21 protein-coding genes and 1 tRNA gene are annotated in these 23,585 nt (G+C 68.5%); 13 read left to right on the top strand and 9 right to left on the bottom strand.

The features are described from left to right. The first annotated feature begins 60 nt into the window (after positions 1 to 60). From hisB to ACFOMD_RS17505, 8 genes are all read left to right on the top strand, one after another. On the top strand, positions 61 to 663 hold the full coding sequence (gene hisB, locus ACFOMD_RS17540; RefSeq protein WP_380863852.1) for an imidazoleglycerol-phosphate dehydratase HisB: 603 nt from the start codon (positions 61 to 63) through the stop codon (positions 661 to 663). After that, the gene (gene hisH, locus ACFOMD_RS17535; RefSeq protein WP_380863849.1) at positions 663 to 1,319 is read left to right on the top strand and encodes an imidazole glycerol phosphate synthase subunit HisH; all 657 of its coding nucleotides are present in this window, start codon (positions 663 to 665) and stop codon (positions 1,317 to 1,319) included. The genes hisB and hisH overlap by 1 nt, the downstream gene beginning before the upstream one ends. Beyond that, a complete protein-coding gene (gene hisA / locus ACFOMD_RS17530) occupies positions 1,307 to 2,038 on the top strand; it encodes a 1-(5-phosphoribosyl)-5-[(5-phosphoribosylamino)methylideneamino]imidazole-4-carboxamide isomerase (RefSeq protein ID WP_380863847.1) in 732 nt (243 codons plus the stop codon). The genes hisH and hisA overlap by 13 nt, the downstream gene beginning before the upstream one ends. After that, the gene (gene hisF / locus ACFOMD_RS17525; protein WP_380863844.1) at positions 2,038 to 2,799 is read left to right on the top strand and encodes an imidazole glycerol phosphate synthase subunit HisF; all 762 of its coding nucleotides are present in this window, start codon (positions 2,038 to 2,040) and stop codon (positions 2,797 to 2,799) included. Before hisA ends, hisF begins: the two co-directional genes overlap by 1 nt. Beyond that, the gene (locus ACFOMD_RS17520) at positions 2,796 to 3,194 is read left to right on the top strand and encodes an ACT domain-containing protein (RefSeq protein WP_380863841.1); all 399 of its coding nucleotides are present in this window, start codon (positions 2,796 to 2,798) and stop codon (positions 3,192 to 3,194) included. The genes hisF and ACFOMD_RS17520 overlap by 4 nt, the downstream gene beginning before the upstream one ends. Positions 3,195 to 3,203: 9 nt before the next feature. After that, a complete protein-coding gene (locus ACFOMD_RS17515) occupies positions 3,204 to 3,521 on the top strand; it encodes a phosphoribosyl-ATP diphosphatase (RefSeq protein ID WP_380863838.1) in 318 nt (105 codons plus the stop codon). Positions 3,522 to 3,523: 2 nt separating this feature from the next. After that, the gene (locus ACFOMD_RS17510) at positions 3,524 to 3,901 is read left to right on the top strand and encodes a histidine triad nucleotide-binding protein (protein ID WP_380863835.1); all 378 of its coding nucleotides are present in this window, start codon (positions 3,524 to 3,526) and stop codon (positions 3,899 to 3,901) included. Between the two features lie 94 nt (positions 3,902 to 3,995). Next, positions 3,996 to 5,519 carry an amino acid permease gene (locus ACFOMD_RS17505; RefSeq protein WP_380863832.1) on the top strand — a complete coding sequence of 508 codons (1,524 nt, stop codon included), beginning with the start codon at positions 3,996 to 3,998 and terminating at the stop codon, positions 5,517 to 5,519. Positions 5,520 to 5,716: 197 nt separating this feature from the next. Here the strand turns inward: ACFOMD_RS17505 and ACFOMD_RS17500 are convergent, their stop codons facing one another. Next, the gene (locus ACFOMD_RS17500) at positions 5,717 to 6,706 is read right to left on the bottom strand and encodes an adenosine kinase (RefSeq protein WP_380863830.1); all 990 of its coding nucleotides are present in this window, start codon (positions 6,704 to 6,706) and stop codon (positions 5,717 to 5,719) included. Between the two features lie 83 nt (positions 6,707 to 6,789). Here ACFOMD_RS17500 and ACFOMD_RS17495 point away from each other — a divergent pair, with 83 nt between their 5' ends. Then, positions 6,790 to 7,134, top strand: a complete 345-nt coding sequence (locus ACFOMD_RS17495) for a hypothetical protein (RefSeq protein WP_380863827.1) — start codon at positions 6,790 to 6,792, stop codon at positions 7,132 to 7,134. On the opposite strand, the gene queG is transcribed toward ACFOMD_RS17495, so the two are convergent. Continuing rightward, positions 7,083 to 8,162, bottom strand: a complete 1,080-nt coding sequence (gene queG / locus ACFOMD_RS17490; RefSeq protein WP_380863825.1) for a tRNA epoxyqueuosine(34) reductase QueG — start codon at positions 8,160 to 8,162, stop codon at positions 7,083 to 7,085. The genes ACFOMD_RS17495 and queG overlap by 52 nt on opposite strands. Positions 8,163 to 8,209: 47 nt before the next feature. On the opposite strand from queG, the gene ACFOMD_RS17485 reads away from it, so the two are divergent. Both ACFOMD_RS17485 and ACFOMD_RS17480 read left to right on the top strand, forming a co-directional pair. Further along, positions 8,210 to 9,115, top strand: a complete 906-nt coding sequence (locus tag ACFOMD_RS17485; RefSeq protein WP_380863821.1) for an ABC transporter ATP-binding protein — start codon at positions 8,210 to 8,212, stop codon at positions 9,113 to 9,115. Continuing rightward, complete coding sequence (locus tag ACFOMD_RS17480) at positions 9,112 to 10,563, top strand: ABC transporter permease (protein ID WP_380863819.1); 1,452 nt, start codon at positions 9,112 to 9,114, stop codon at positions 10,561 to 10,563. The genes ACFOMD_RS17485 and ACFOMD_RS17480 overlap by 4 nt, the downstream gene beginning before the upstream one ends. On the opposite strand, the gene ACFOMD_RS17475 is transcribed toward ACFOMD_RS17480, so the two are convergent. The 6 genes from ACFOMD_RS17475 to ACFOMD_RS17450 all read right to left on the bottom strand — a co-directional run bounded on the left by ACFOMD_RS17475 (position 10,542) and on the right by ACFOMD_RS17450 (position 19,508). Then, positions 10,542 to 11,213 carry a glutathione S-transferase family protein gene (locus ACFOMD_RS17475; RefSeq protein WP_380863817.1) on the bottom strand — a complete coding sequence of 224 codons (672 nt, stop codon included), beginning with the start codon at positions 11,211 to 11,213 and terminating at the stop codon, positions 10,542 to 10,544. The two genes, ACFOMD_RS17480 and ACFOMD_RS17475, sit on opposite strands and share 22 nt — an antisense overlap. 44 nt (positions 11,214 to 11,257) lie before the next feature. Further along, positions 11,258 to 11,614, bottom strand: coding sequence for an MmcQ/YjbR family DNA-binding protein (locus ACFOMD_RS17470; protein ID WP_380863814.1), 357 nt, complete (start codon positions 11,612 to 11,614; stop codon positions 11,258 to 11,260). A gap of 140 nt (positions 11,615 to 11,754) precedes the next feature. Further along, entirely contained in the window at positions 11,755 to 16,284 is a 4,530-nt protein-coding gene (gene gltB / locus ACFOMD_RS17465; protein ID WP_380863811.1) for a glutamate synthase large subunit, read from the bottom strand. 10 nt (positions 16,285 to 16,294) lie between these two features. Further along, positions 16,295 to 16,855 (bottom strand): DUF2059 domain-containing protein, encoded by a 561-nt coding sequence (locus ACFOMD_RS17460; RefSeq protein ID WP_380863808.1) that lies wholly within the window; start codon positions 16,853 to 16,855, stop codon positions 16,295 to 16,297. Then, positions 16,855 to 18,306 (bottom strand): NAD(P)-dependent oxidoreductase, encoded by a 1,452-nt coding sequence (locus ACFOMD_RS17455; protein WP_380863805.1) that lies wholly within the window; start codon positions 18,304 to 18,306, stop codon positions 16,855 to 16,857. Before ACFOMD_RS17455 ends, ACFOMD_RS17460 begins: the two co-directional genes overlap by 1 nt. Before the next feature lie 233 nt (positions 18,307 to 18,539). After that, on the bottom strand, positions 18,540 to 19,508 hold the full coding sequence (locus ACFOMD_RS17450; protein ID WP_380863802.1) for a complex I NDUFA9 subunit family protein: 969 nt from the start codon (positions 19,506 to 19,508) through the stop codon (positions 18,540 to 18,542). A gap of 122 nt (positions 19,509 to 19,630) precedes the next feature. Between ACFOMD_RS17450 and ACFOMD_RS17445 the strand changes: the two genes are divergently transcribed. Together ACFOMD_RS17445 and ACFOMD_RS17440 are read left to right on the top strand one after the other, a co-directional pair. Then, a tRNA-Leu gene (locus tag ACFOMD_RS17445) sits at positions 19,631 to 19,717 on the top strand. Positions 19,718 to 19,778: 61 nt separating this feature from the next. After that, complete coding sequence (locus ACFOMD_RS17440; RefSeq protein ID WP_380863799.1) at positions 19,779 to 20,288, top strand: hypothetical protein; 510 nt, start codon at positions 19,779 to 19,781, stop codon at positions 20,286 to 20,288. Positions 20,289 to 20,475: 187 nt separating this feature from the next. Here the strand turns inward: ACFOMD_RS17440 and ACFOMD_RS17435 are convergent, their stop codons facing one another. Next, complete coding sequence (locus ACFOMD_RS17435; protein ID WP_380863797.1) at positions 20,476 to 23,535, bottom strand: ligand-binding sensor domain-containing diguanylate cyclase; 3,060 nt, start codon at positions 23,533 to 23,535, stop codon at positions 20,476 to 20,478. Positions 23,536 to 23,585: the final 50 nt, after the last annotated feature.

Raw genomic sequence — 23,585 nt, 5'->3', positions numbered from 1 at the left:
CAATATCTCCGCTTGCGATGCGTAGCGCTCCCGCATTGCAGCCGCTATAGGGCGGGCGTCATGCGCAGCGCCCAAATCACCCGCAACACCAACGAGACGCAGATTTCGGTCGAGCTCAACCTCGACGGCACCGGCGTCTACGAGGTTTCGACCGGCATCGGCTTTCTCGACCACATGCTCGAGCAGCTCAGCCGCCACTCGCTCATCGACCTCAAGGTCAAGGCGATCGGCGACCTGCACATCGATGCGCACCACACCACCGAGGACAGCGGCATCGCCATCGGCGAGGCGGTGCTGAAGGCGCTCGGCGACCGCAAGGGCATCACCCGCTACGGCCACGCCTATGTTCCGATGGACGAGACGCTGACCCGCGTCGCGCTCGATATTTCGGGCCGCCCCTATCTTGTGTGGAAGGTCGAATTCACCCGCGACAAGCTCGGCGACATGGACACCGAGCTGTTCAAGGAGTGGTTTCATGCCTTCGCCGGCTCGGCGGGCGTCACCTTGCACGTTGAGAATCTCTACGGCGCCAACTCGCACCACATCGTCGAGAGCTGCTTCAAGGGGCTAGCCCGCGCGCTGCGCGCCGCGGTGACGCTCGATCCGCGCAAGCTCGACAGCGTGCCGTCGACGAAGGGCACGCTCGGCGGCGTCACCGCCTGATGGCTGAGCGGCTGGCGATCGTCGACTACGGCGCCGGCAATCTGCGGTCGGTCGCCAAGGCGCTGGAGACCGTGGCCCGCGACATGGGGCGCGAGCTGCAGGTCATCGTCACCGCTTCCGCCGACACCATTGCCGCCGCCGATCGCATCGTGCTGCCGGGCGTCGGTGCCTTCGGCCAGTGCGCCGCGGCCTTGCGCGCGCTGCCGGGTATGGAAGCGGCGCTCGAACGGCGGGTAATCGAGGAAGGCACACCCTTCCTCGGCGTCTGCGTCGGCATGCAATTGCTCGCCCGGCGTGGCAGCGAGCATGGCTCGCATCGCGGGCTCGGGTGGATTCCCGGCGAGGTGGTGCGGCTGGCGCCCAGCGATCTGCTGCTGAAGGTGCCGCACATGGCGTGGAGCCCGGTGCGGTTGACGGCGGAAGGGGCCGCGCATCCGGCGCTGTCGAAGCTCGACGATGGCGGCCAGGCCTATTTCGTCCACTCCTACCATTTCGTGCCCGCCGACGGCACGCAGTTGCTCGGCACCTGCGATTACGGCGGCGAGGTCGCGGCGATTATTGGGGGGGGTAATATTCTCGGCGTGCAATTTCACCCGGAGAAAAGTCAGGCTTACGGCCTCGCCTTCCTCCGTCATTTTCTGGAGTGGCGGCCGTGATCATCTTTCCCGCGATCGACCTGAAAGCTGGCCAGGTGGTGCGCCTCGCCGAAGGCGACATGGCGCGCGCCACCGTCTACGCCGACGACCCTGCCGCGCAGGCGAAGAGCTTCGCCGACCTTGGCGCCGAGTGGCTGCATGTCGTTGATCTCGATGGCGCGTTCGCCGGTGAAGGCCGCAACGTCGGCGCGGTCGAGGCGATCCTGAAGGCCTTCCCGGGCAAGGTGCAGCTTGGCGGCGGCATCCGCAGCCGCGACAGCATCGAACGCTGGATTTCGTTGGGCGTTCAACGCGTTGTCATGGGCACCGCCGCGCTCGAAGACCCCGCACTCGTCCGCGCCGCCGCCGCCGCCCACCCGGGCCGGATCGTGGTGGCGGTCGATGCCAAGGGCGGCATGGTTGCGACGCGCGGCTGGGCCGATGTCTCGACGCTCGCCGTCGCCGATCTGGCGAAGCAGTTCGAGGACGCCGGCGTCGCCGCGCTGCTGTTCACCGATGTCGGCCGCGACGGGCTGCTGAAGGGCGTGAACCTCGAGGCGACGGTCGAGCTGGCCAAGGCCACCTCGCTGCCGGTGATCGCCTCGGGCGGCGTCGCCGACATCGGCGATATCGAAGCGCTGAAAGCGAATGCGCATCACGGCATCGAAGGCGTCATCTGCGGGCGCGCCATCTATGACGGCCGACTGACGCTTGGCGACGCGTTGCGCGAGGCAGCCTGATGCCGGCGAACGTCCGCGTTATCCCCTGCCTCGACGTGGCCGACGGCCGCGTGGTGAAGGGCGTCAATTTCGTCGACCTCGTCGACGCCGGCGACCCCGTCCAGATCGCGCGCGCCTATGACGCGGCGGGCGCCGACGAACTCTGCTTCCTCGACATCACCGCAACGCATGAGAACCGTGGCACCTTGATCGACGTGGTCAGCCGCACCGCGGAGGCCTGCTTCATGCCGCTGACGGTCGGCGGTGGCGTGCGGTCGGCAGACGACGTGCGCACGCTGCTGCTGGCGGGCGCCGACAAGGTGGCGGTCAATTCGGCCGCCGTCGCCAACCCCGAGCTGATCCGTGAACTGGCGCTGCGCTTCGGCGAGCAGTGCATGGTCGTCGCCATCGACGCCAAGCGCGTCAGCCCCGGCAAATGGGAAATCTTCACCCACGGCGGGCGGCGCGAGACGGGCATCGACGCCGTCGAGTTCGCCAAGCGGATGGCGTCGCTCGGCGCCGGCGAAATCCTGCTGACCAGCATGGACCGCGACGGCACCCGCCGCGGCTTCGACCTCGAACTGGTGCGCCGGGTGTCAGACGCGGTGCCGGTGCCGGTGATCGCGTCGGGCGGGGTCGGTCACCTCGACGACCTCGTCGACGGCGTGCAGCTCGGCGGCGCCAGCGCGGTGCTCGCCGCCTCGATCTTCCATTTCGGTCAGGCGACCGTCGCGCAGGCGAAGGCGCATATGGCCGCCGCCGGCATCGCCGTCCGCCAGTGACCGAGACCGTTCGCGACCTCGACCGGCTGCTTCGCGAGATGCGGGCCGAATTGGCGCCGGGTTCCTACGGCTATGTGACGCTGGAAGCGATCCCGGCGGGGCTCGACCCGCTGCTAATCTTCCGCGAGGCGGAAGGGATGACGCTGGTGCTGCCGTGGGATCAGGCCGCGCCGTTCGACCCGATGTTTCCGTGCCGGCTGATCACGCTGACGGTCAATTCCGCGCTAGACGCGGTGGGTTTCATCGCGGCGGTCGCGGCGCCGCTCGCTGCCGCCGGCATCAGCTGCAACGTCGTCGCCGCCTATCATCACGACCATCTGCTCGTCCCCGCCGACCGCGCCGACAAGGCACTGGCATTGCTGAAGGCGATGGCAACCGACGCGGCAGCGCGATAGGCTGGCGCGATGACGCTCACCGAACTCTACGCCATCATCGAAGCGCGCCGCGGCGACGACCCGGCGACCTCCTACGTCGCCAAGAGCTTCGCAAAAGGGCGTGCCAAATTGGCACAAAAGGTCGGCGAAGAAGCGGTGGAAACGGTTATCGCCGCGATCGAAGGTGATCGCGACGCGATCATCTCTGAATCCGCCGACCTGATCTTCCACCTCCTCATGCTCTGGTCCGACGCCGGCATCGCGCCTGCCGACGTGACGGCGGCGCTCGAAAAGCGGCGCGGCACCTCGGGGCTGGAGGAAAAGGCCAACCGCAAGGAGCCCGGCTGACCATGCCGATCGACGCCACCGCGCCCTACGACGACGGCAATATCTTCGCGCGCATTCTGCGGGCCGAGCTGCCGTGCCGGAAGGTATACGAGGACGATGTCGCGCTCGCCTTCCACGACATCAACCCGCAGGCGCCGGTGCACATCCTGGTGATCCCGAAGGGGCGCTATGTATCGTGGGCGGACTTTTCGGCGGCCGCGAGCGAGGCGGAGATCGCCGGTTTCGTGCGCGCGGTGGGCAAGGTCGCGGCCGATCTCGGCCTCGTCGAGCCCGGCTACCGGCTGCTCGCCAACGTCGGCCAGCACGGCCATCAGGAGGTGCCGCACCTCCATGTCCATCTGTTCGCAGGGCGACAGTTCGGCGCAATGCTGCCGCGCTGACAGCGCTAGCGCTTGACCAAGGCGCTAAATAAAGGCCACTTCGCAGCCATCATAAAAAAGAGGCGGGAAGGGGCCGCCTTGTCTCGGAGGGAACATGTTCGGGCGAGTTAAGCCACTCGATCAGATTCTGGCGACCGCGGAGAAGAAATCTCTTCACCGCACGCTGGGCGCATTCCAGCTCACCATGCTGGGCATCGGTGCCGTCATCGGCACCGGCATCTTCGTGCTGACCGCCGAGGCCGCGCAGAAAGCGGGCCCCGGCATGATGCTGTCGTTCGTCATCGCCGGCGTCGTCTGCGCCGTCGCCGCGCTCTGCTATGCGGAGATGGCGTCGATGGTGCCGGTGTCGGGCTCGGCCTACACCTACAGCTATGCCGTGATGGGCGAGCTGCTGGCGTGGATGGTCGGCTGGGCGCTGATCCTCGAATATGCGGTCGCCGCGGGCGCCGTGTCGGTCGGCTGGTCCGGCTATGTCGTCGGCCTTATCCAGCACAGCTTCGGGATCACCATCCCCAAGGAGTTCGTGCTCGGGCCGTTCGACGGCGGCATGATCAACCTGCCGGCGATGTTCGTCGCGGGCCTCGTCACCTGGCTGCTGGTTATCGGCACCAAGGAATCGGCGACGGTCAACGCGATCCTCGTCGTCATCAAGGTGACCGCGCTCACCCTGTTCATCGTGCTGGCGGTGCCGGTGATGAACATGGAGAATTTCACGCCCTTCTCGCCGCTCGGCTTCGGCGGCATCTCGGCGGCGGCGGCCTCGATCTTCTTCGCCTATGTCGGCTTCGACGCGGTCTCGACTGCGGCGGAGGAGACCAAGAACCCGCAGCGCAACATGCCGATCGGCCTGATCGGCTCGCTCGGTTTCTGCACCATCTTCTACCTGCTGGTGTCGGCAGGCGTGATCGGTTCGGTCGGCTCGCAGCCGATCCTCGGCGCGGACGGCGCGGCGCTCGAGCCGGGCAGCCGCGAGTTGGCGGCGCAGTGCGCGGCGATGGGCGATTCGGCCGTCGTCTGCTCGAAGGAAGCGCTGGCGTGGACGCTGCGTGAAATCGGCTGGCCGCAGATCGGCAATCTGCTCGGTCTCGCCGCGGGTCTCGCGCTGCCGTCGGTCATCCTGATGATGATGTTCGGCCAGACCCGCATCTTCTTCGTGATGAGCCGCGACGGTCTGCTGCCGCAGGCCTTCTCGAAGATCCACCCGAAGTACAACACCCCGCATGTGATCACGGTGATCACCGGTATCGCGGTGGCGCTGTTCGCGGCCTTCTTCCCGGTCGGCCAGCTGGCGAACATCTCCAACTCGGGTACGCTGTTCGCGTTCGCGGCAGTGTCGATCGCGGTGTTCATGCTTCGCCGCAGCGACCCGACGCGCAAGCGGCCGTTCCGCACGCCGGTGATCTGGCTGACGGCGCCGATCGCGGTGGCCGGCTGCGTGTACCTGTTCTTCAGCCTCGACGAGAAGAGCAAGCTGCTCTTCGTCATCTGGGCGGTGATCGGGCTCGTGGTCTACTTCGCCTACAGCCGCTCACGCAGCCATGTCGGCCGCGGCATCGTCGATGTTCCGGAAGCGGAAGTCGGCGATCTCAGCCCGCCGGTTCCGGGCACGCGCGACTAAACGCGCAAAGCCCAAGGGCAAAGGAAAGGGGAGGCCTCGCGGCCTCCCCTTTTTCTTGTCTGCCCCTCGCCCGCTTGCGGGAGAGGGAGGGGCCCGCCGCGAAGCGGTGGGAGGGTGAGGGTGACCGGCCGCCGAAGGGCTCGCTGGCGCTCGCACACCCTCACCTAACCTCTCCCGCAGGCAGGAGAGGGACTGAATCAACCCGTAACCTTGGCGGCGAGCGCCTTCAGGTCGGCTTCGGGGCGCGCGCCATAGTGCGAGATCACTTCGGCGGCGGCGATGGCGCCCAGGCGGGCGCAGTCGGCGAGCGGGCGGGCCTGCGACAGGCCGGCGAGGAAACCCGCGGCGAACAGGTCGCCGGCGCCGGTGGTGTCGACGATCTTCGAGACCGGCTCGGCGGGAACGGCGATGGTGCCGTCAGGCGTCACGACCAGCGCGCCCTTCTCACTGCGCGTCACCACCGCGATCGGCAGCTTGCCCTGAATGGCGGCGATGGCGGTGTCGAAATCGTCGGTCTGGTACAGCGACTTGATCTCGACCTCGTTGGCGAACAATACGTCGACGTTGCCGTCGGCGAGCATCAGGAAGTCGTCGCGGTGCCGCTCGACGCAGAAAGCGTCAGAGAGGGTGAAGGCGACGCGGTTGCCCGCCTCGCGCGCGACCTTCAGCGCCTTCGCCATCGCGGCGCGCGGCGCGGGCGGATCCCACAGATAACCTTCGAGATAGGTGATCCCGGCCTGACGGACGAGCTCATAGTCCACGTCGGCTTCGGTCAGGTCCTGGCTGGCGCCGAGGAAGGTGTTCATCGTCCGCTGCGCGTCGGGGGTGACGAGGATCAGGCAGCGCGCGGTCGGGTTGCCGCTATTGGCGAACGGCGTGAGATAGTCGACGCCGGCGGCGCGGATGTCGTGCGCGAACACCTGGCCGAGCTGATCGTCGGCGACGCGGCCGATGAAGGCGACCTGGCCGCCGAGCGCGGCGATGCCCGCCGCGGCGTTGGCGCCCGAGCCGCCCGAGACTTCGCGGCCCGGCCCCATGACGCCATAGAGGCGCTCGGCCTCGGCGGCATCGATCAGGCGCATCGAGCCCTTGTCGAGACTCTGCGCGGCGAGGAAGGCATCGTCGGCAGTGGCGATCACATCGACGATGGCATTGCCGATCGCCAGCACGTCAAGCGGCTTGGTCATGAGGTCCCTCACTCGGAAAGTCAGCGCGCTCCGTAGCGGCGGGCGACTTGACCCGCAACCGCGCATGGCGCTTCATGCGCGTCATGACCCGCGCTGTCGCCCTGCTGTTGCCGCTGCTGCTGCCCGCCTGTGCCGCGGCGGTCGTTCCCATTCCGCTGCCGGCCCCGGCGCCGAAGACGCAGAGCTTCACCGTCATCGGCCGCGCGCCGGCCGAAGTCGCCGCGATGTTCGGCAAGCCGGCGCTCGACCGCACCGAAGGAACGGCGCGGCAGCTGCAGTTCGCCAACGCCAATTGCGTGCTCGACGTCTATTTCTATCCGGACAAGCGCAGCGGCAAGGTCGCCGCCACCTATGCAGAGGCGCGAACGCCCGCCGGTCAGGCGTCGGAAACGGCGGCCTGCATCGACGGACTGACGCTGCGCAGCTGATCGGCGGCCCAGTCGGCCGCTTCGCGCACCACCTCATCCTCGTCGGCGCACAAAGTCTCCACCTTCGCCAGCAATGACACGTCGCCGCTGTTCCCGGCAGCGATCAGCGCGTTGCGGATCATGCGGTTGCGCCCCACGCGCTTGATCGGCGATCCGGCGAACACGGCGCGGAAGGCCGCGTCGTCGAGATCGAGCAGGTCGGCGAGCGGCGGGGACACCAACTCGCCGCGTGGCTGGAACGCCAGTTCGCGCGCGGCCTGGGCAAACTTGTTCCAGGGGCAGGCGGCCAGGCAGTCGTCGCAGCCGTAGATGCGGTTGCCGATGGCGCGGCGGAACTCGTGCGGGATCGGCCCCTTGTTCTCGATGGTCAGGTAGGAAATGCAGCGCCGCGCATCGAGCCGATAGGGCGCCGGAAAGGCGTCGGTCGGGCAGGCGGTCTGGCAGGCGTCGCAGGTGCCGCAGCTCGGTAGCTTCGGCGCGTCCTCGATCGGCAGCTCCAAGGTCGTGTAGATGGCGCCGAGGAACAGCCACGAGCCATGATCGCGGCTGACGAGGTTGGTGTGCTTGCCCTGCCAGCCGAGGCCGGCGGCCTCCGCCAGCGGCTTTTCGAGCACCGGCGCGGTATCGACGAACACTTTCACGTCACCGCCGGCGTGGGTGACCAGCCAGCCGGCGAGCTGCTTCAGCCGCCGCTTGATCAGGTCGTGGTAGTCCTGCCCTAGCGCATAGACCGAAATGGTGCCGAGGTCGGGCCGGTCGGCGTGACGGAACGGGTCGACGCTTGGCGTGTAGGGCAGGCCGAGCATCACCACCGAGCGGACCTCGGGCCACAGCCCCTGCGGCGACGACCGCCGTGCCGCCGTCTCCGCCATCCACAGCATGTCGCCGTGGCAGCCCTCGTCGAGCCATTGCCGCAGCCGCTCGCCGGCGCGCGGTGCCGCGTCGGCGCGGGCGATGCCGAAGGCGGCAAAGCCCAGTGCCTCGGCCTCGGCCTTCAGCCGGTCGCGCAATTCATCGTTGGCGGTCATGCTTCGCGCCCTCTAGCATGAATGCACGGTTGGTAGCGCGGGGATGCATGGACGCAGCGGTCGAGGCTCGGGGGTTGGTGAAGCGCTTCGGCGACCGGCCCGTGGTCGACGGCGTCGACCTGACGGTACCCAAAGGCGCGATCTTCGGCTTCCTCGGCCAGAACGGCGCCGGCAAGACCACGACGCTGCGCATGCTGCTCGGCATCCTCGAACCCGATGGCGGCGAGCGGACCTTGCTCGGCGAGGATCGGCCGCTCCGGTCGGCGCACCGCGTCGGCTATCTGCCCGAGGAGCGTGGCCTCTACCCGGCGATGAGCGCGCGCGAGGCGATCGCCTACATGGGGGCGCTGCGCGGGCTGCCGTGGGCGGAAGGGCGGCGGCGCGCCGATGAACTGCTGACCGCCAACGGGCTCGGCGCACACACCAAGTCCAAGATCCGCACGCTGTCGAAGGGCATGGCGCAGAAGGTGCAGCTGCTCGCCACCATCGTGCACCAGCCCGATCTGGTGGTGCTCGACGAGCCCTTCTCGGGGCTCGACCCGGTCAATCAGGAGGCGCTCGAGCAGCTGATCCGCGCCGAGCGGGCGCGCGGGGCGACGATCCTGTTCTCGACGCATGTGATGGCGCATGCCGAACGGCTCTGCGACGAGCTGGTGATCATCGCGCATGGGCGAACGCGCTTCACTGGATCGGTCGACGTGGCGCGGCGGACTTTGCCGACGCGGGTGTCGCTGGCGGTCGAGCGGCCGCTCGCCGATGCTGCGGTCTTGCTGCCGCCGGGCTTCGGCGACGACGGCGCGGGCAGCTATCGCTTCGACCTGCCCAAAGCGGGCCTCGAACCGGTGCTGCGCGGCGTGCTCGATGCCGGCGCTGGTGTGCGCGACCTACATGTCGAGCGGCCGAGATTGCACGACGCGTTCATGGCGATCGTCGCCGATGAGGACGCCAAATGATCGGCGCCATCTTCACCATCGCCCGGCGCGACTTCCTCGCCACCGTGTTCACCCGCGGCTTCCTCGTTTGGCTGCTGATGCCGCTGATCGGCCTCGCCATCGGCCTCGTCGCCGCGACCCTGTCGGCGGGTGGGACGCGCGCGCCGCGCAGCATCGCGGTGATCGAGGTGGGCAGCGGGCTGCAGCCGTGGCTGGAGCGCAGTGTCGAGGCGGCGAAGACGCGGGCCACCTATGCCGGGCTGCGCGACCGGCACCGGGCGGTGCACGCGGGCCAGCCGCTGCCCGCCGAGCTGGCGGTGCTGCCCGAGGACCTGCCGACGGCGAAGGTCGCCGAGCTGGCGAAGCCCGGCGCGCTGGAGGCGCTGCGCGACCGCACCGACCTCGACCTCGGCGAGCTGGGCGCGCCGCTGCCGATGCGCTGGCAGCCACCGGCGCTGGTGTTCGTGGCGGGGGCCGGCGACCCGGATGTGCAGGCCGAACGGCTGATGCGCCGCGACCGCGATGCCGACGCCTCGCGCCGCTTCGATGCCGTCCTGCGGCTGGATGCCAAGGGCGAGCGGCTGCTGCTGGCGCCGGGCGCCGACCCCGATGTCGATGCGGTGGCGCGGCTGGTCAACGACGCCCGCGAGGCGCGAGTGCTGGCGGCGGGCAGGCTCGACGGGCGGCTGGCTCAGGCGCGCGAAGTACGGCGGCCGCTGACGGTGGAGGCGGCGCCGGCCGGCCTGGCGCACGGCGACCGCGATTCGCGGGCGGCGATCGGCCAGGCGGGCGCCGTCATCATCTTCATGCTGATCGGCCTGCTCGCGGGCGTGCTGCTGTCCAACATGGTCGAGGAGAAGGCGAACAAAGTCATCGAGGTGCTGGTGGCGAGCGTGCCGGTGCCGGCGATCTTCGCGGGCAAGCTCTTGGCGATGCTCGCGGTGTCGGCAATCGGCGTGCTGCTGTGGGGGTCGATCGCCGGGATGGGTGCGGCGTGGATCGTCACGCAGGTGCCGGCGGCGCTGGTGCCGACGCCGGCGGTCGGCTGGCCGATCTATCTGGCGCTGTGCGTGGCATACCTCGTTACCGCCTATCTGCTCTACGGCGCCATCTATCTCGGCATCGGTTCGCTCTGCTCGTCGATCCGCGAAGTGCAGTCGCTGTCGATGCCGGTGACGATCGTTCAGATGGTGGTGCTGATCGGCGTGATCTCGGGCGCCGACAATCTCGACGGCGGCTGGGCGAGCGTGATGGCGTGGTTCCCGCCGTCGTCGCCCTACATGATGGCGGTGCGCGCCGCGGCCGAGCCGGGGCTCGGCGTGCATGCGCTGGCGATCCTGTGGCAGTTGCTGGCGGCGGGGGTGGTGATCTGGTTCGCGGCGCGGCTGTTCCGCAGCGGCGTGCTCAACTCAGGGCCGGCGCCGACCCCGCTCGAACTCTGGCGGCGTCAGAAGTCCAGCTTGTCGTAGTGCGCCGGCGGCGCGAGGCCCTCCATCCGCTCGGCGAGCAGCGGGCGGAAGGTCGGCCGCGACTTGATCGCCGAATACCATTGCTTGGCCTCGGCATGGCCGGTCCAGTCGACGCCGTTCAGATAGTCCGCGACCGAGATATGCGCGGCGGCGCAGATGTCGGCGAGCCCGAAGGTCGGGCCACCGAGCCAGCGGCGATGATCGAGCAGATATTCGATATAGTCGAGATGGACCTCGACGTTGCGGCCAGCCTGCCGCAGCAGGGTAGCATCGGGCGAAGCGCGGTGGACCAGCCGCTTGTACATGCGCTCCTGCAGCAGCAGCACGCCGACCTCGGCATAGAATTTCTGGTCGAACCACGAGACGAGCCGCCGCGTCTCGGCGCGGTCGATCGGCCCGGCGCCCAACAGCGGCGTGCGCTCGACCGTCTCCTCGAAATATTCGCAGATCGCCGAGGAGTCGATCAGCACCGTGGTGTTGTTCGGCGCGGCCAGCACGGGCGTCTGCCCGGCCGGGTTCATGTCGGTGAACTCGTCGCGCCGGTCCCACGGCAGCTCGCGCAGCAGCTCGTGCGGGATCGCCTTCTCGGCGAGCGCGAAGCGCACTTTCCGCGAGAAGGGACAGAGCGTGTATTGATAAAGCTGCCACATGATCGAGCGCACCATAGCGCGCGCGAGTCACGGGGCAATGGTCGCTAACTGCTCGGAAGCGTTGCAACCAGTTTCTTTGGCGCCACCGTGCGGTAGCTCTCGTCGAGCCAGCCGAGAAGCAGGTCGGGATCGACCTCGGTCTTCGCGTCCAGTTTGCAGGTGATCCAGCCGCTCTTGCCGAGGCCGTAGCCGGTCGGCGCGGTGAAGTCCCAGATCAGCGCGAACTCGCGGCTGGCGGGCAGCTTCATCGAGAAACTGATGCCCTCGTCGTTCCTGAACAGGAACAGGAAGACCTTGCCGCGCACCTTGAACGCGCTCTCGCCCCACGGATGATCCTCATGGGTCTCCGGGTAGGCGAGCGCGGCGGCGCGCAGGCGGGTTTCGAGGGCGGCGAGCGACATGGGGAGAGAGGATACTCGCCTCACCCTCCATCGTCATCCCCGCGAAGGCGGGGATCCAGCCCAAGCAAAATGCGCCAGCGAAGCTGGCACGTTCTCGTTGTGGACTGGGTCCCCGCCTTCGCGGGGATGACGGGCGGTGGCTACTCCGCCGCCACCGCCACCGGATCGACTAGCGGCTCCTTCAGCCGGGTCAGCATTTCCTTCGGGCAGACCTGCCAGAAATGGTCACGGGTGCGATCCCAGTCGGACAGGATTTCGGCCGCCCATTTCGAATCGGTCTCGCCGACGTGGCGGGCGATGAGGCCGCGGAGCTTGTCCTCCCAATGCGCCGCGCCCAGCCGCTGCCAAGTGACGCTGTCGGGGTTCACCCGCCGCTCGAAGTCGCCGGCAGCATCGTAGATGAACGCCATGCCGCCGGTCATGCCCGCGCCGAAATTGTCGCCGACGCTGCCCAGGATGACCGCGGTGCCGTTGGTCATATATTCGCAGCCGTTGGCGCCGCAGCCCTCGATCACCGCCGTCGCGCCCGAGTTGCGCACCGCGAAGCGCTCGCCGGCCTGGCCCGCGGCGAACAGCTCGCCGGAGGTCGCGCCGTAGAGCACGGTGTTGCCGATGATGGTGTTCTCCTGGCTCGCCTCGCGCAGCGGCGACGAGACGAGCGGGCGAACGACGATGGTCGCGCCGGACAGACCCTTGCCGACATAGTCGTTCGAATCGCCGAACACCTGGAGCTTGAGCCCCTGCACCGCGAAGGCGCCGAGTGACTGGCCGGCCGAGCCGCGCAGCCGTACCTCGACATGGCCTGGGGCGAGCCCCTTCATCCCGTACTTGCGGGTGATTTCCGACGACAGGCGGGTGCCGACGGCGCGGTGGGTGTTCCGCACCGTGTAGGCGAGCTGCATCTTCTCGCCGCGCTCGAACACCGGCTGCGCGTCGCGCAGCATCTCGGCGTCGAGGCTGTCGGGCACCTCGTTGCGATGGGTATCGATCGCGAAGCGCCGCATGTGATCGGGCGCGTCGACCTTGGCGAGGATCGGGTTGAGGTCGAGGTCGTCGAGATGCTCGGCGCCGCGGCTGACCTGACGCAGCAGCTCGGTGCGGCCGATCACCTCGTCAAGGCTTTTCACGCCGAGCTTGGCGAGGATGTCGCGCACCTCCTCGGCGATGAAGCTCATCAGGTTAATGACCTTCTCGGGCGTGCCGGTGAACTTCTCGCGCAGCGCATCGTCCTGCGTGCAGACGCCGACCGGGCAGGTGTTCGAATGGCATTGCCGCACCATGATGCAGCCCATCGCGACGAGGCTCAGCGTGCCGATGCCGAACTCCTCGGCGCCGAGGATGGCGGCGACGACGATGTCACGGCCGGTCTTGAGGCCGCCATCAGTGCGCAGCTTCACCCGATGCCGAAGCCCGTTGAGCGTCAGCACCTGGTTGACCTCGGTCAGCCCCATCTCCCACGGCGTGCCGGCATATTTGATCGAGGTCTGCGGCGAGGCGCCGGTGCCGCCGACATGGCCGGCGACGAGGATGACGTCGGCGTGGGCCTTGGCGACGCCCGCCGCGACGGTGCCGATGCCCGCCGAGGAGACCAGCTTCACGCAGACGCGGGCGCGCGGGTTGATCTGCTTCAGATCGTAGATGAGCTGCGCCAGATCCTCGATCGAATAGATGTCGTGGTGCGGCGGCGGTGAGATCAGCGTCACGCCCGGCGTCGAATGCCGCAGCCGCGCGATCATCTCGGTGACCTTGAAGCCGGGCAATTGCCCGCCCTCGCCGGGCTTGGCGCCCTGCGCCACCTTGATCTCGACCTCCTCGCAGGCGTTCAGATATTCGGCGGTGACGCCGAAGCGCCCGCTCGCGATCTGCTTGATCGTCGAATTGGCGTTGTCGCCGTTGGCGTAGGGCGAGAAGCGCACCGAATCCTCGCCGCCCTCGCCCGACACCGCCTTCGCGCCGATGCGGTTCATCGCGATGGCGAGCGTCTCATGCGCCTCGGGGCTGAGCGCGCCCAAGGACATGCCCGGCGTGACGAAGCGCTTGCGGATTTCGGAGATCGATTCGACCTCCTCGGCCGGGATCGGCTTGTCGGGGTAGTTCAGCTCAAGCAGGTCGCGCAGATAGACCGGCGGCAGGTCGCGGGTGCCGCGGCTGAACTGCAGGTACTGCGAATAGCTGTCGTTGGCGACGGCGGTCTGGAGCAGGTGGATGAGGTTCGCCTGATAGGCGTGCGTCTCGCTGCCCGCGCGGTAGCGGTAGAGGCCGCCGATCGGCAGCGCCAGCGCGGCGGTGTCGAACGCCTTTTCGTGGCGCATCATCGCGTTCAGATGCAGCGACGCGAAGCCCTCGCCGGAAATCTTCGCGGGCATGCCGGGGAAGAAGTCGGCGACCAGCGCGCGGCTGAGGCCCACCGCCTCGAAATTATAGCCGCCGCGGTAGGAGGAGATCACCGCGATGCCCATCTTCGACATGATCTTGAGCAGGCCGTCGTCGACCGCCTTGCGGTAGCGCGCGACGCAGGCGTCGATCGAGAGATCGCCGAACAGGCCGCGCGCGTGGCGGTCGGCGATCGCCTCCTGCGTCAGATAGGCGTTCACCGTTGTCGCGCCGACGCCGATCAGCACCGCGAAATAATGGGTGTCGAGGCATTCGGATGAGCGGATGTTGATGCTGGCGAAGCTGCGCAGCCCCTTGCGCACCAGGTGGGTGTGCACGCCCGCGGCGGCGAGGATCATGGTGATGCCGGCGCGGTCGGCGCTGACCCGCTCGTCGGTCAGAAACAGCTGGCCCTGACCCGACCGCACCGCATGTTCCGCCTCGGTGCGGATGCGGGTGATGGCCTCGCGCAGCGCCTCGGGGCCGCCGGCGATGTCGAAGGTGCAGTCGATGACCGCCGCCTGCGGGCCGAACTGGTCGAGCAGCCGCTGCCAGTCGCGGTTGGTCAGCACCGGCGAATCGAGCACCATCACGCCCTGTTGCCGCGCGTCGCGGTCGAGGATGTTGGCGAAATTGCCGAAGCGGGTCTTGAGGCTCATCACCCGCGTTTCGCGCAAGCTGTCGATCGGCGGATTGGTGACCTGGCTGAAATTCTGCCGGAAGAAATGGCTGAGGCAGCGGGCGTTGTCGGAGATGACGGCCAGCGGCGCGTCGTCGCCCATCGATCCGATCGCCTCCTTGGCGTCCTCGACCATCGGCGCCAGCAGCAGCTCCATGTCCTCCATGGTCAGGCCGGCGGCGACCTGGCGGCGGCGCAGCTCGTCGCGCGTGTAGGCGCTCGCCGGCTCGGGCGCATCATGGCCGGGGATGTCGGCGAAGGTCCGGAAGCCTTCGACCCAGTCGGCATAGGGCTGCTCGGCGGCGATACGGTCCTTCACCGCGCGGTCGTCGTAGAAACGGCCGGCGTCGAGATCGACGGCGATCATCTGCCCCGGCCCGAGGCGGCCCTTCTTCGTCACCGTCCCCTCGGGCACCACCACCATGCCGGCTTCCGAGCCGACGATGAGCAGATTGTCGTTGGTCAGCGTGTAGCGCATCGGGCGCAGCGCGTTGCGGTCGAGCCCGGCGACCGCCCAGCGGCCGTCGGTCATCGCGAGCGCGGCGGGGCCGTCCCACGGCTCCATCACGCTGGCGAAGAAGGCGTACATCGCGCGGTGCGCGTCGGGCATGCTGGTGTCGTGGTTCCACGCCTCGGGGACGAGCATCAGCTTCGCCGTCGGCGCGTCGCGGCCCGAGCGCACGATCGCTTCGAATACTGCATCGAGCGCGGCGGTGTCCGACGCGCCGGCGGGGATCAGCGGCTTGATGTCTTCGCTGTGCTCGCCGAACGACAGCGCCGCCATCTTGATCTCGTGGCTCTTCATCCAGTTGGTGTTGCCGCGGATCGTGTTGATCTCGCCGTTGTGCGCGAGGCAGCGGAACGGCTGCGCCAGCCACCATTGCGGGAAGGTGTTTGTCGAATAGCGTTGATGGTAGATGGCGACGCGCGAGATGAAGCGCTCGTCGTTGAGGTCCGGGTAGAAGACCGCGAGGCTCTCGGCGAGGAACAGCCCCTTGTAGATGACCGAGCGGCTCGACAGCGAGCAGATGTAGAAGCCGTTGATTTGTGCGGCGATCACTGCCTTTTCGATGCGGCGGCGGATGAGGAACAGTTCCTTTTCGAACTTGTCCTGCGCCGCGCCGCCGTCGGGCAGCGGCCCGGCGATCATGATCTGCTCGATCTCGGGGCGCGTCAGCATCGCCTTCTCGCCGATCACCGAGGTGTCGACGGGGACCTGCCGCCAGCCGTAGATCGAATAGCCGAAGCCGATGATCTCGCTCTCGACGATGCTGCGGCAGGCCTCCTGCGCGGCGAGGTCGGTGCGCGGCAGGAACACCTGGCCGACGGCGAGCAGGTTGGGCTTCGGCTTGTGGCCGGCGCGGTCGATATGTTCGTGGAAGAAGCCGACAGGGATGTCGACGTGCAGGCCGGCGCCATCGCCGGTCTTGCCGTCGGCATCGACCGCGCCGCGGTGCCACACCGCCTTCAGCGCGTCGATCGCCGCCGACACGACCCGGCGCGACGCCTTGCCGTCGGTCGCGGCGACGAGGCCGACGCCGCAGGCATCGCCCTCATATTCCGGCCGGTACATGCCCTCGCGGGCCAGCCGCTCGCGCTCGAATTCGGTGTTGATCATCGGCAGGGACCTACTTCGCCAGCAGCGGCTTCAGCTCGCGCTCGATCTCGGGCGCGAGCGCTTCCATCATCGACTTCATCCGGCGCGGCATTTCGGTCTGCATGAGCGCCATCGAATCAGCCATCACCGCCGGCACCTTCTCCAGCACCAGCTTGCCGAGCGGCGAGCGGTGGAAGGCGATGAGCTGACGGAGCTCATCGACACTGAAATGCTTCGCATAGGTCTCGACCGATCGCTCCTCGATCAGCGGGACCAGCTCGGTCATGAGGATCTCGAGCTGCGTCGCCTGCTTGCCCCCCAACCGCGCCAGCGCGGCATCCCAGGCGGCGGGATTGCGCGACCGCTGCAACCGCATCTGCGGGTTCTGGTCGATATAGGCGCCGAGCGCCTTGCCCGACCGCATGTCGGCGAAGGTTTGCTGCATGCCTTGCTGCAACTGGCTGCGCGTGTCGCTGAGCGCGACCAGTTCGCGGGCCGCGGCGAGCGCCTCGGCACTGGGCGCCGCGATAGCCGGCGCCGCGACCAGCAGCAGCGTGGCAACAATGGCGCGGTGAAGGCCGGCGATCCGCATCAGGCCGCCTCCGCCCGCGGCTTCGCCGGGGCCTTTACCTTCAGATATTGGTGCATCGCCTCGGCGACGTCGCGACCGTCGCGGATCGCCCAGACGACGAGGCTGGCGCCGCGGACGACGTCGCCGGCGGCGAACACCCCGTCGACGCTGGTCTGCATCGTCTTGTGGTCGACGCGCAGCGTGCCCCAGCGGGTGACGCCGAGCTCGGGCGCGCCGAACATTGCCGGCAGCTCCTCGGGATCGAAACCGAGCGCCATGATCGCGAGGTCGGCCTCGATGCGGAAGCTCGAGCCCGGCTCCGCCTCCGGCGCGCGGCGGCCGCTCGCGTCGGGGCTGCCGAGGCGCATGCGGTGCGCGCGGACGGCGGTGACGCTAGCGTCGCCGTCGAAGGCCTCGGGTGCCGATAGCCATTCGAAGGTGACGCCTTCCTCCTCGGCGTGGCGGACCTCGGTGCGCGATCCCGGCATGTTGGCGCGGTCGCGGCGGTAGAGGCAGGTGACCTCGCGGGCGCCCTGGCGGACGGCGGTGCGGACGCAGTCCATCGCGGTGTCGCCGCCGCCGATTACTACCACGCGCTTGCCCTCGGCGTTGAGCGTGCCGTCGTCATAAGCGGGGACGGCGTCGCCGAAGCCCTTGCGGTTCGACGCGGTCAGATAGGCGAGCGCGGGGACGATGCCCTTGAGGCCGACGCCCGGCGCGCCGATGTCGCGCGCCTTGTAGACGCCGGTCGCGACCAGCAAAGCGTCGTGGCGCTGGCGAAGCTCGGCGAGCGTCGCGTCGCGGCCGACCTCGAAGTCGGCGTGTAAATGGATGCCGCCCTCTGCGAGCCGCTCGACGCGACGGCCGACGACTTCCTTTTCGAGCTTGAAGCCGGGGATGCCGTAGGTTAGCAGGCCGCCGGCGCGATCGTGCCGGTCGTAGATATGGACCTCATAGCCCTTTACGCGCAGCAGCTCGGCGGCGGTGAGGCCAGCGGGGCCGGCGCCGATGATGCCGACCGACTGGCCGCCGCGGTCGGCGAGCACCTCGATCGGCCGCACCCAGCCTTCGGCCCAGGCGGTATCGGTGATGAACTTTTCGACCGAGCCGATGGTGACGGCGCCGTGGCCCGACTGCTCGATGACGCAATTGCCTTCGCAGAGGCGATCCTGCGGGCAGATGCGGCCGCAGATCTCGGGCATCGTCGAGGTGCTGTTGGAGAGTTCGTACGCCTCCTGCAGTCGCCCCTCGGCGGTCAGGCGAAGCCAGTCCGGAATGTGGTTATGGAGCGGGCAGTGGACCTGGCAGAAGGGCACGCCGCATTGCGAGCAGCGCGAGGCCTGTTCTTCGGCTTTCGCCAGAATGTAGGGGCGCGCGATTTCGAGGAAGTCGCTGGCGCGCGCCTCCGCTTCCCGCTTGGGCGGGTAGGCCTGATCGACCTTCGTAAAGCGCAACATTGTGTCGTTTGCCATGGCACAATCCCGTAAAGATTGCGCAGGCATATAAGCGGCGGTGTCGGTGAGTCACGCGAAAACCGACATGAAATGACCGGCCTGGTACTATATCTCGACGGAAACGCTAGTTGCGAAACGTTCTCAGCGTTTGAGACCAGATATTATGTTCCGATTTGGTACTATGTGGGCGATGCGAAGTGTAACCGGCAGGGCAACAACCCCTCACCGCGGTCAGCAACTCACCGGCAGAGTCAGTAGAGCTGCGGGTCCTGCGTGGCGTTCTGGCCGGGATTGAAGCGGCCTTGCTTGCGGTAGCGCACCAGATAGGCCGGTGCGATCGCCTCGAGCGGCGCCGGACGGATGCCGAACGCCTCTAGCCCCGCCGCGCCCTCGGCGACGACATTGTCGTGCTGAAGCATCTTCCACTGGTCGCTGGTCAGCGGCGCGCCCGGCAGCCAGCCGGTGAACGCGGCGAGCTTTGCCGCTATGCCGTCGGGCACATCGACCAGCGGCTTCTCATAATAGGTTTGCGCGGAAATCCAGGTCAGCAGCTCGCGCATCGACCAGCTCTTGGGCCCACCGAGTTCGAAGATCTTGCCGCCGAAGCTTTCCGGCGCCTCGACCGAAGCGACGATGGCGCGCGCCACGTCGAGCACATGCACCGGCTGAAAGCGGGTGTTGGGCGCGACGACCGGCATCGCGAACGGCAGCCCGCGGATCAGCGCGGCGAAGCGGTTGATGAACTGGTCCTCGGGGCCGAACAGAATCGACGGGCGCAGGATGGTCGCCTGCGGGAAGGCGGCGCGCACCGCGGCCTCGCCCTCGCCCTTGCTGCGCGCGTAGTCGCTTTCCGATTCGGCGTTGGCGCCGATCGCCGAGACATGGACCAGCGCGCGGGCGCCGGCGGCCTTCGCGGCTTCCGCGACGTTGCGCGCGCCCATGACATGGATGTCGTCGAAGCTGGCGGCGCCCTCGGTCAGGATCCCGACGAGGTTGATGACGCCGTCGGCCTCGTGGCAGGCGGCGTGCATCATCGCCTTGTCGCGGATGTCGCCGGCGAACAGCGCCACCTGGCCGACGCCGCCGAGCGGCTTCAGATAGGACGCTTGGTGAACGTCGGACACGACGACGCGCAGCCGGATGCCGCGCTTCGCCAGCTCCTGCACCACATAGCGACCGATGAAGCCGGCGCCGCCGACGATGGTGATCAACTTGGCCATGCTATCTGCAACCCTTGGGGAAATCGTGCGGCTCTCATGGCGCTATTGCACGCCGTTGACAACCACGCGCGAGGGCCTTACGTCGCGGCCTCCCCTGCCCCATCCGGGCAGGCCGACCCCGTGCCCAGGTGGCGGAATTGGTAGACGCGCTAGCTTCAGGTGCTAGTGCCGGTAACGGCGTGAAGGTTCGAGTCCTTTCCTGGGCACCATTCCTGCTTCGCTATCGGTCGCGAAGCCGAATAGAGCGTGGTGGCATTTCCGGCGTCATTTATGGATGACGTCCTTCCGGCATTATCTGCTCGCTTTTGCGATGTAGTGTCGACGCCGGCCAGCGTTATGGGCGTGAAAGCGGTATTTGGGCCGCTCAGCTCTCACATGATTTGCTTTGGCGGGCGCGGCGAGCGCGGGAGTTCCGCTTACTATGCTGTCGCAAAAGGGGCGGCCAAGAAGGCGGCAGAAAAGCCCTATGCCATATTCATTGGCGGTGGTTCCGGCGTGCGCGGCGATCTGGGCGGGCGGGTACTGAACTTCGCTCGCGTTTCCGCGCTCTTTGGTGATACGGCCACCTTTGTTAGCGATGCCGAGGCCGCACGGCTTGCACAATGGCCAGTCGCAGTGGCGCTCCATGACGTCTGGTCCTTTGAGGGCGCGCCGCACCTGATTTCCGATTTGGGCTTCTCCGATCGCAAGATTCTCGCAGGCGCCCAAGACGGTATCATTCGGCCCGAAGGTAAGGTCGAAGCTCTTTGGGAGGCTCATGGGTGCCGACCGCGAGGATGATCCCCCTGGTGCTGGCCCGCTCGGCTTCCGAAGAAGCCGCGGCCAATATCACGTTGTTGAGGTCGACGGCCGCTACCGCTTTCCCTGCTGTCATTGCCCTACCCTGCAACGCCTGAACTCAGGCCCATCAGACCGGGCCGGCGCGACAATGACAAGTTGGACGTTACCAAGCGGTTGCGCCCGAGGGTTACGCGGCGTCGCCGGCGCGGCGCGCCTCCAGCGCGTCGCTCGCCAGCAAGGTGCGGTCGCGGCCGGCGCGTTTCGCCGCGTAGAGCGCGCGGTCGGCGCGGTCGAGCAGCGACGGGATGCTCTCGTCGGGCGCCCGCCATTCGGCGACGCCGGCGCTGGCGGTGATGGCGATGCGCCGGCCGTCGAGTTCGGTCGGCACGCCGATGGCGCGGCGCAGGGTGTCGGCGGCGCGCAGGGCGCCGTCGGCGTCGGTTTCGGGGAGCAGCACCACCAGCTCCTCGCCGCCGAAGCGCGCGACGAGGTCGCTCGACCGGCAGGCGCGCACCGCTTCCTCGGCAGCGCGGCGCAGCACGGTATCGCCGACGCCGTGACCGTAGGTGTCGTTGACCGATTTGAAATGATCGAGGTCGACGATGATCAGGCTGACCGGGTGGCCGAGGTGGCGCGCTCGCTCGAATTCGGCGGCGGCGGTTTCGAGGAAGCGGCGGCGGTTGGCGATGCCGGTCAGGGGATCGGTGCCGGCGAGCGCTTCCAGCCGATCGTTGGCGTCACGCAGCGCCTGCGTCCGCTCGCCGACCAGCGCCTCGAGCCGGGCGGCGCGGTGCTGGAGCATGCGGGTGCGCAGCAGCACGATCGCGGCGATGGCGGCCATGGCCAGCAGCAGCGCCGCGATGCGCGCCCAGGCGGTTTCGTACCAGCGCGGCTCGACCGCAATCGCGGCCGTCGTCTCGATCGCGCGCGGAAACAGCCCACCGACCTCGGCGCGCAGGCGGAGCGTGTAACGGCCGGCCGGCAGGTTGGTGTAGGCAGCGGCGGGCGGCGTGCCGAAGGGGACGCGCACCCAATCGTCGTCGAACCCGTCGAGGCGGTAGGAATAGCGGGTGGCCGCCGGCGCGCGATAATCGAGCAGCGCGAAATCGGCGCGGAAGCCCTTGCGCGTGGCCGCCAGCTCGAGATCGTCGCCGGGACGGGGCAGGCCGGCGAAGGGCTGCTCGACGCCGTCGACGACGAGGTTGGTGATGGCGATGACCGGCTTGTCGGTCGGCGGCTTCGCAGCGGCGGGATCGATGACGGTCAGCCCGCCGAGGCCGCCGAACATCAGCGCGCCGTCAGGGGCGCGGGCGGCGGAGCGGTGGATGTAGCTGTCGATGCGCAGGCCTTCGCGCGGGCCGAGGTTGCGGACCTGCAAGGTGTTGCCGTCGACCAGCGCCACGCCGTCCGAGGTGCTCGCCCACACCCGCTCGCCCTCGGTCAGGACGGCGTTGACCTTTTCGCTGGCGAGCCCCGCGACGACGCGGCGGAAGCGGTAGGGCGCCGACAGGCTGTCGAGCCGGCCGAGCCCGCCGAAGGTGCCGAACCACCAGCGGCCCTTGGCATCGCGCACAATCGACCCCGAATAATCCTGCGGCAGGCTGCGCGCGTCGGCGGGGTCGTTGCGCAGATTGGTGAAGCCCGCCTGCCCGGGGCGCGCGATGCTGATGCCGGTAATCGTCGAGAACCAAGTTTCGCCGCCGGGCATCGAGGTGATCAGGCGCACCTGATTGCCGGCGAGGCTGCGCTTGTCGGCGGGGTCGTTCACATATTGCTGCAGTTGGCGGCTGCCGGTCGAATAGCGGAACAGCCCGTCATAGGTGCCGATCAGCATGTCGGCGCCATCCGCGGCCATCGACAGGACCAGCTTTGAATCGAGCTCGGGGATCAGCGAGCCGGTGACGGCGAAGCTGTCCGGATCGATGCGCGCCACCCCCTGCGAGCCGGCCCACACCTTGCCGTCGGGGCCGATGGCGAAGGCCTGCACGTCGCGCTCCGCCTGCTCGCCGGTCAGTCGCACGCGGCGGATGGTGCCGGCCTTCTGGTCGAGGATGTCGACGCGGCCCATGCCGAGGCCGAGCCAGATGCGCCGGCGCGGGTCGATCCACACCGCGTGGACATTGGGATCGGACAAGGTCGCGGGGTTAAGCGGCGACGATAGCAAGGACATCACCACGCGCCCGCCGGGATTGTAGCGCGCCGCGCCGACCTCGGTGGCGATCCAGATATTGCCCGACCGGTCCTGCAGCAGCGCGCGGGTGATGTCGCCGGGCAGCGACGCCTGCATCGCCGGGTCATGGGTGATCCGCCCGGCCTCGCCGGTCGCCGGGTTCCAGGTGACGACGCCGCCGCCGTCGGTCGCCGCCCAGATCTCGCCGCTGGCGGTTTCGAGGAAGTCGCGCACGGTGCGTCGCCGCGCCAGCCCCTCGGTGCCCGACAACTGCGGCACGAGCTGCGGCCGCAACTGCGCGTCGAGATAGAGCAGCCCCGACTGGCCCGAGCCGACCCACAGGCGCCCGGTGCTGTCCTGGCGCAGCGCCCAGATCTTGTCGGCGAGGATCGCGCCGGCGGTGCCGGGGGCGGTGACCTTCTCGAAGCGGGCCGACCCGGCGCGGCGCAGCAGCAGCCCCGCGTTGGTGCCGAGCCAGAGGTGGCCGCGATTGTCCTCGAGCACCGAGAAGCTGCGCGGGTCGAAGCTTTTGTCGGCGCCTGGTGCGCCGGCGACCGGTGCGATACGGCGGGTCTTCAAGTCGATGCGGTCGAGCCCGCCTTCGGTGGCGATCCAATAGGCGGCGCCGCCCTTCGCGGGCGCGAGCGCGAAGATCTTGGCGTGGGCGCTGCCATGGTCGCCGACCGGCAGCCGGTCGAAGCGCATCGTCGCGGGGTCGAAGATCACCACGCCGCCGGCGTTGGTGCCGATCAGCAGCTTGCCGTCGGGCAGCGGCGCGATGGCGCGGACGTAGCTGTCGGGGAGCTGCTTCGGATCGAGCGCGGCCTGCCGGTACACCTGCATGCGGTAGCCGTCATAGCGGACCAAGCCGCCGAAGGTGCCCATCCAGACGACGCCGCGCCGGTCCTGAACGATCGAAGTGACGGTGCCGTGCGGCAGGCCGTCGCGCACCAGCACATGTTCGAATTGCGGAATGTCGAAGGCGCGCCACGGGTCGGTGGCAGCAAGCGCCGGCGCAGCGAACGCCAGCAGCGCCGCCTGCACCCCCATCACCAGCACTCTCAACCAATCACGCATGGACGGCCGGTCACCTGCTTCGATCCCGCCCCGCGCTCCGTATAGGAAGC

It is taken from the genome of Sphingoaurantiacus capsulatus, assembly GCF_042648405.1.
Lineage (GTDB): Bacteria > Pseudomonadota > Alphaproteobacteria > Sphingomonadales > Sphingomonadaceae > Sphingoaurantiacus > Sphingoaurantiacus capsulatus.
The sequence above is the reverse complement of the archived record's forward strand: the minus strand, read 5'-3'. Positions and strand labels throughout refer to the sequence as shown.

Bases quoted from the DNA above. Each gene is read 5' to 3' on its own strand.
- ACFOMD_RS17470 (WP_380863814.1), bottom strand. From the start codon at position 11,614: ATGTCGCTCGCCGCCCTCGAAACCCGCCTGCGCGCCGCCGCGCTCGCC.
- ACFOMD_RS17460 (WP_380863808.1), bottom strand. From the start codon at position 16,855: ATGCGGATCGCCGGCCTTCACCGCGCCATTGTTGCCACGCTGCTGCTG.
- queG (WP_380863825.1), bottom strand. From the start codon at position 8,162: ATGACCGCCAACGATGAATTGCGCGACCGGCTGAAGGCCGAGGCCGAG.
- ACFOMD_RS17475 (WP_380863817.1), bottom strand. From the start codon at position 11,213: ATGTGGCAGCTTTATCAATACACGCTCTGTCCCTTCTCGCGGAAAGTG.
- ACFOMD_RS17495 (WP_380863827.1), top strand. From the start codon at position 6,790: ATGACCCGCGCTGTCGCCCTGCTGTTGCCGCTGCTGCTGCCCGCCTGT.
- hisF (WP_380863844.1), top strand. From the start codon at position 2,038: ATGCCGGCGAACGTCCGCGTTATCCCCTGCCTCGACGTGGCCGACGGC.
- ACFOMD_RS17515 (WP_380863838.1), top strand. From the start codon at position 3,204: ATGACGCTCACCGAACTCTACGCCATCATCGAAGCGCGCCGCGGCGAC.
- ACFOMD_RS17480 (WP_380863819.1), top strand. From the start codon at position 9,112: ATGATCGGCGCCATCTTCACCATCGCCCGGCGCGACTTCCTCGCCACC.
- ACFOMD_RS17435 (WP_380863797.1), bottom strand. From the start codon at position 23,535: ATGCGTGATTGGTTGAGAGTGCTGGTGATGGGGGTGCAGGCGGCGCTG.
- hisH (WP_380863849.1), top strand. From the start codon at position 663: ATGGCTGAGCGGCTGGCGATCGTCGACTACGGCGCCGGCAATCTGCGG.
- ACFOMD_RS17500 (WP_380863830.1), bottom strand. From the start codon at position 6,706: ATGACCAAGCCGCTTGACGTGCTGGCGATCGGCAATGCCATCGTCGAT.
- ACFOMD_RS17485 (WP_380863821.1), top strand. From the start codon at position 8,210: ATGGACGCAGCGGTCGAGGCTCGGGGGTTGGTGAAGCGCTTCGGCGAC.
- ACFOMD_RS17450 (WP_380863802.1), bottom strand. From the start codon at position 19,508: ATGGCCAAGTTGATCACCATCGTCGGCGGCGCCGGCTTCATCGGTCGC.
- gltB (WP_380863811.1), bottom strand. From the start codon at position 16,284: ATGATCAACACCGAATTCGAGCGCGAGCGGCTGGCCCGCGAGGGCATG.
- ACFOMD_RS17440 (WP_380863799.1), top strand. From the start codon at position 19,779: ATGGATGACGTCCTTCCGGCATTATCTGCTCGCTTTTGCGATGTAGTG.
- ACFOMD_RS17505 (WP_380863832.1), top strand. From the start codon at position 3,996: ATGTTCGGGCGAGTTAAGCCACTCGATCAGATTCTGGCGACCGCGGAG.
- ACFOMD_RS17510 (WP_380863835.1), top strand. From the start codon at position 3,524: ATGCCGATCGACGCCACCGCGCCCTACGACGACGGCAATATCTTCGCG.
- ACFOMD_RS17455 (WP_380863805.1), bottom strand. From the start codon at position 18,306: ATGGCAAACGACACAATGTTGCGCTTTACGAAGGTCGATCAGGCCTAC.
- hisB (WP_380863852.1), top strand. From the start codon at position 61: ATGCGCAGCGCCCAAATCACCCGCAACACCAACGAGACGCAGATTTCG.